Consider the following 2,184-nt stretch of genomic DNA (forward strand, 5'->3'; position numbering starts at 1 on the left):
GCGTCGAACTCACGCACGCGAGACAAGCCGAGCTGTGCGAGCAGGGCCAGCTGGGGCGATGCGGCCAATAACAATAGACCAGGCCAATAGACCTCCGCCGCGCCAACCAGCTGCGCGGGCAGGCTGAGCAGGATCGCGATCTGTCCCATCAGGGCCAGTAGGCTCGTGAGGCGACTGTCGGAATCCGCCAGCCCCATGACACGCAGATCCTCATTAGCGATGTGCGCGACCTCGTGCACGAGCACACCCGCCAGCTCGCGTGGGCTCAGGCTGCGCAGCAGGCAGGCCATCGGTGAGGGCGATCGATGCCTCCTGCTTCGATCCGGTGGCGAAGGCGTTGACGACGGCACTGGGCACATAGTGCGGCACCGGCGTGGCGGGCAAACCGGCACGGGCGGGCAGCTCGCGCAACAGGGCCCACATCTTGTGGGCTTCTTGCGGGTGCAAGGCCCGTACGCGGTACAGGCGCAAGCTCAGCGCCGACGCGGCTACCGGTTCCAGCAGCAACGCACCTGCAACGGCAAACAGCGCTAGCCACAGGCAGCCTTCCCCAAACGGCAGTCTCCCTGCTGCGGCTGCGATCCCGACCAGGGTCAGGACCAACAGCCCGGTCTGCAGGCGGTTGAGCCAGCGGTGTTGCAAGAGCGCCGTGCGCGGATCACTGGGATGATGACGGGTCATGCTCAGAGGTCTCGGCGGCGCGGTCGCCGCGCTTGCGCAGCAGCCAGTAGGTCGCACCCAGAGCCAGCGTGGCGCTTGCCAGCGCGGCTATCTTTGCGGGGCTCGCGTCGGAGTCGAGGATCACGAACTTGCGGGAGAGTGCGATCAGCGCGATCAGGACCACCGTCTTGACCTGGATGATGCTGTCCCGACGCAGCGCCACGCGCACGATGGAATGCTTGAACTCCATCGCGATCAAGAGCGTCATGATCATGCCGAACACGCTCTGGAATACCTCGTGGTCCAGGGGATTGAAGGCATCTAGAACCAGCAGCGTGAAGACGATGGAGATGAGCTGGAACAGCGACACCACGATGATGACGGCGATCACCGCCGACAGCACGAGCGCGACGACCTGCTCGAAGCGCTCGTAAAAACTCATGATGGCCAATTGGTCACGTAAGACCTGAAATGGGTTAAGGCGTGTTGATTTCATGACGATGAACTCCCTGGAAAACGGCTGCTGTCGAGACGGCGGCGCATTGCGCTGATGTGTCCTTCAATCAGCTCGGTCGACATGCCAAGCGTCGACATCACCTGTTCCGCCAGCCCAATAGCTGCGGCAAAGGATTGCTGATACACGCGCACGTTGGGCATGGCGCGAAATGCATCGGCCGCGGTTGTACTTCTGCATGACACCCACAAGGTCAGCGCCGGACGGCGCTCGGCAATCGCCTGGGCGATGCGCAACGCTTGCTGGGCATGGGCGAACGTCAGCACCACCAAGTGCGCATGCGTCAAGCCGGCAGCCAGCAAGGTATCGGGCCGACTGGCATCGCCATGGAACACCGGCGCGCCGGCGGCACGCGCGGCCTCGACCTTCTGCGCGTCCGCCTCCAGCAGCAGATGCGCCACGCCGGCGTGGCGAAGAATCTCGCTGACTGTCAGGCCAAGCTCGCCCGCGCCGCAAACGATGACATGGTCTCGATATCGCGTCGTCTGCGCGGCGATCTCGACTTCTTCAGCCTGGGGTGGCTGAATGACGCCGCCGGTGCGGCTCAAGAACCGGGCAAGTACATCGTGATGGCGGATCAGTAGCGGTGCCAGGGCCATGCTGAGCACCAGCGCGACCAGCATGGGTTGGACGACGGTCGCGGGGATCAGATGCTGCTGCAAGACCGTGCCCAACAACAGCAGGGCGAACTCGCCGCCGTGCCCCAACGCTATGCCCGTGCGCCAGGCATCGAGGGCGGACAGGCGCGTCGCCCGCAAGGCCAGCGTATTGAGCAGGATCTTGACCGGTACCAGCACCACCAGCCACGCCAGCACCGCCAGCGGTGCCGAAAGAATCTGTGCTGCGTCCAGTTGCAGGCCGATGGTCACGAAGAACACGCCCGACAACACATCGCGAAACGGCCTGAGGTGGCTTTCCATGTGGTGCCGGAAGTCGCTCTCGCCCAGCACCATCCCGGCGAGGAAGGCCCCCAGGGCGGCGGATACGCCGACCGCGTGCGCAGCGGCGGC

General features: G+C 64.7%; 1 protein-coding gene and 2 pseudogenes. All 3 read right to left on the reverse strand.

The genetic code is table 11. The annotated features are described in order from the left end of the window. Nucleotides 1-681, reverse strand: a pseudogene (locus tag FDW95_RS11875) (M48 family metalloprotease); the annotation flags it as partial. Further along, nucleotides 659-1,156 carry a heat resistance protein PsiE-GI gene (gene psiE-GI, locus FDW95_RS11880; RefSeq protein WP_016154556.1) on the reverse strand — a complete coding sequence of 166 codons (498 nt, stop codon included), beginning with the start codon at nucleotides 1,154-1,156 and terminating at the stop codon, nucleotides 659-661. The pseudogene FDW95_RS11875 and the gene psiE-GI, both read right to left, overlap by 23 nt. After that, nucleotides 1,153-2,184: pseudogene (gene kefB-GI, locus FDW95_RS11885) on the reverse strand (heat resistance system K+/H+ antiporter KefB-GI); the annotation flags it as partial. The pseudogene kefB-GI and the gene psiE-GI, both read right to left, overlap by 4 nt.

Origin of the sequence: Citrobacter sp. wls718, from assembly GCF_005280945.1 — a bacterium.
Lineage (GTDB): Bacteria > Pseudomonadota > Gammaproteobacteria > Enterobacterales > Enterobacteriaceae > Citrobacter > Citrobacter gillenii.

Coding starts and splice junctions, on each gene's coding strand:
- psiE-GI (WP_016154556.1), bottom strand. CDS start 1,156: ATGAAATCAACACGCCTTAACCCATTTCAGGTCTTACGTGACCAATTG.